Origin of the sequence: Planococcus salinarum (assembly GCF_007004625.1) — a bacterium.
Lineage (GTDB): Bacteria > Bacillota > Bacilli > Bacillales_A > Planococcaceae > Planococcus > Planococcus salinarum.
This window is the reverse complement of the sequence record NZ_VIFV01000063.1, coordinates 1-1,491: the sequence shown is the minus strand read 5'-3', so window position 1 is coordinate 1,491 and position 1,491 is coordinate 1. Positions and strand designations below refer to the sequence as shown.

General features: G+C 53.5%; 12 tRNA genes. All 12 read left to right on the top strand.

Annotated features, from left to right (window positions below):
* Nucleotides 1–15 precede the first annotated feature (15 nt).
* Nucleotides 16–91: transfer RNA gene (locus tag DIJ65_RS16130), tRNA-Ala, on the top strand.
* Between the two features lie 17 nt (nucleotides 92–108).
* Nucleotides 109–182 (top strand) — tRNA-Met (locus tag DIJ65_RS16125).
* 8 nt (nucleotides 183–190) lie between these two features.
* Nucleotides 191–267: transfer RNA gene (locus DIJ65_RS16120), tRNA-Ile, on the top strand.
* A gap of 14 nt (nucleotides 268–281) precedes the next feature.
* Nucleotides 282–374, top strand: a tRNA-Ser gene (locus DIJ65_RS16115).
* Between the two features lie 278 nt (nucleotides 375–652).
* Nucleotides 653–729, top strand: a tRNA-Met gene (locus tag DIJ65_RS16110).
* Between the two features lie 3 nt (nucleotides 730–732).
* A tRNA-Asp gene (locus DIJ65_RS16105) sits at nucleotides 733–808 on the top strand.
* An 18-nt stretch (nucleotides 809–826) separates the two neighbouring features.
* Nucleotides 827–902, top strand: a tRNA-Phe gene (locus DIJ65_RS16100).
* Between the two features lie 6 nt (nucleotides 903–908).
* A tRNA-Gly gene (locus DIJ65_RS16095) sits at nucleotides 909–982 on the top strand.
* Between the two features lie 19 nt (nucleotides 983–1,001).
* Nucleotides 1,002–1,078, top strand: a tRNA-Ile gene (locus tag DIJ65_RS16090).
* Between the two features lies 1 nt (nucleotide 1,079).
* Nucleotides 1,080–1,154: transfer RNA gene (locus DIJ65_RS16085), tRNA-Asn, on the top strand.
* Nucleotides 1,155–1,158: 4 nt separating this feature from the next.
* Nucleotides 1,159–1,249: transfer RNA gene (locus tag DIJ65_RS16080), tRNA-Ser, on the top strand.
* Nucleotides 1,250–1,255: 6 nt separating this feature from the next.
* Nucleotides 1,256–1,327: transfer RNA gene (locus tag DIJ65_RS16075), tRNA-Glu, on the top strand.
* Nucleotides 1,328–1,491 lie beyond the last annotated feature (164 nt).

Here is a 1,491-nt window from a genome sequence, read left to right as displayed (position 1 = left end):
CCCGACCATTTTCACGGGGCCTTAGCTCAGCTGGGAGAGCGCCTGCCTTGCACGCAGGAGGTCAGCGGTTCGATCCCGCTAGGCTCCACCAATTTTTATAAAGATCCAGGCGGCGTAGCTCAGCTGGCTAGAGCGTACGGTTCATACCCGTGAGGTCGGGGGTTCGATCCCCTCTGCCGCCACTTTTTTAGGACCTTTAGCTCAGTTGGTTAGAGCAGACGGCTCATAACCGTCCGGTCGCAGGTTCGAGTCCTGCAAGGTCCACCATTGTATATTATCTCGGAGGAATACCCAAGTTTGGCTGAAGGGATCGGTCTTGAAAACCGACAGGGGAGTCAAATCCCGCGGGGGTTCGAATCCCTCTTCCTCCTCCATATTTTTTGAAGAATGTGTGGACAAATTAACTGTAATGTTATCGCGGGGTAGAGCAACGAGCCGTACGAAGACGGCGAAGTAACACCGAAGCAGCCGAAGGCGATGCAGGTGTCATCAGCGATAAGCAGCGAGTATAAAAAATCTTCGTATATATTATTATCGCGGGGTAGAGCAACGAACCGCACGAAGACGGTGAGTAACACCGAAGCAGCCAAAGGCGATGCAGGTGTCCACTACCGGAACAATGAGTATGAATGAACATACTATATACTATTATCGCGGGGTAGAGCAGTTCGGTAGCTCGTCGGGCTCATAACCCGGAGGTCGCAGGTTCAAATCCTGCCCCCGCAACCAAATGGTCCCGTGGTGTAGCGGTTAACATGCCTGCCTGTCACGCAGGAGATCGCCGGTTCGATCCCGGTCGGGACCGCCATTTTTTATTAACCAATGTGGGTCAGTAGCTCAGTCGGTAGAGCATTAGATTGAAGCTCTAAGTGTCGGCGGTTCGATTCCGTCCTGACCCACCATTTGTTGCGGGTGTAGTTTAGTGGTAAAACCTCAGCCTTCCAAGCTGATGATGGGGGTTCGATTCCCCCCACCCGCTCCATTATTATCTATTACATAATGGGCCTATAGCTCAGCTGGTTAGAGCGCACGCCTGATAAGCGTGAGGTCGATGGTTCGAGTCCATTTAGGCCCACCATTCCGAAGTAGCTCAGTGGTAGAGCACCGCACTGTTAATGCGATGGTCGTAGGTTCGAGTCCTACCTTCGGAGCCATACTGGGGAAGTACTCAAGTGGCTGAAGAGGCGCCCCTGCTAAGGGTGTAGGTCGGGCAACCGGCGCGAGGGTTCAAATCCCTCCTTCTCCGCCAGTATAAGGCCCCTTGGTCAAGCGGTTAAGACACCGCCCTTTCACGGCGGTAACACGGGTTCGAATCCCGTAGGGGTCATCAAAAAAAGAAACGTCATGCATAAAAATGCATGGCGTTTTTTTGGTGTGCCCGGCATGGGCGTAATCTATAGGGTGCGAGTCCCGAACTGTGAAGGCAGAAGTAACAGTTAGCCAAGCGCAAGGGTGTCCACGGCGACGTGGAATCTGAAGGAAGCGGGCGGC